Below are 491 nucleotides of genomic sequence, written 5' to 3'. Positions count from 1 at the left end.
AAATTACAATCCCTGACCTGGGCGGTTCGGATCATTTGAGCCATAACCCGGTCCCCAGAACTCGTCATCATCCTTTGGCTTTTCTCCTCCACTCGTTGTCAAGATGCTGCAGAAATGCTCCATCTCGATTACCTGAATTGCAGGTGATATATACTCTTTTTTCTTCATAATTCCTTTGTCGTTTAATTATTTAACAATAAATTTCTTTCCATTCTTAATATAGATGCCCTTACGAGGTGTGCCCTTTACGCGCTGACCCTCTAAGGTATAGATGGCTGATGACTTTACGGACGAACCCGTCTGCATGCCATCCGCCATATTGATGATGCGGATGCCGGTGGTAGAACTGTCGTCTGGCATTCCGATGCTGAACATCATGGCACGGGAAGGAGCCGACTGTGATGTCTGAATATTCAGATATACACGATAAGGTGACAAAACGTTTTCGTAAATACCGAATGTACCATCTTCACGCAAACTGTAGCTTCCTG

Annotated in this window: 1 protein-coding gene and 1 pseudogene; both read right to left on the bottom strand. The window is 44.6% G+C overall.

The window, feature by feature from the left end:
* Positions 1 to 3: 3 nt before the first annotated feature.
* On the bottom strand, positions 4 to 168 hold the full coding sequence (locus KSW37_RS15795) for a hypothetical protein (RefSeq protein WP_217315404.1): 165 nt from the start codon (positions 166 to 168) through the stop codon (positions 4 to 6).
* Between the two features lie 18 nt (positions 169 to 186).
* Positions 187 to 491: pseudogene (locus KSW37_RS15790) on the bottom strand (hypothetical protein); the annotation flags it as partial.

The sequence above is a fragment of the Segatella copri genome, assembly GCF_019127135.1.
In the GTDB taxonomy this organism is placed as follows: Bacteria; Bacteroidota; Bacteroidia; order Bacteroidales; family Bacteroidaceae; genus Prevotella.
This window is presented reverse-complemented; position numbering and strand designations above follow the sequence as displayed.

Excerpts from the sequence above, each read along its gene's own strand:
- KSW37_RS15795 (WP_217315404.1), bottom strand. The coding sequence starts at position 168 with ATGAAGAAAAAAGAGTATATATCACCTGCAATTCAGGTAATCGAGATG.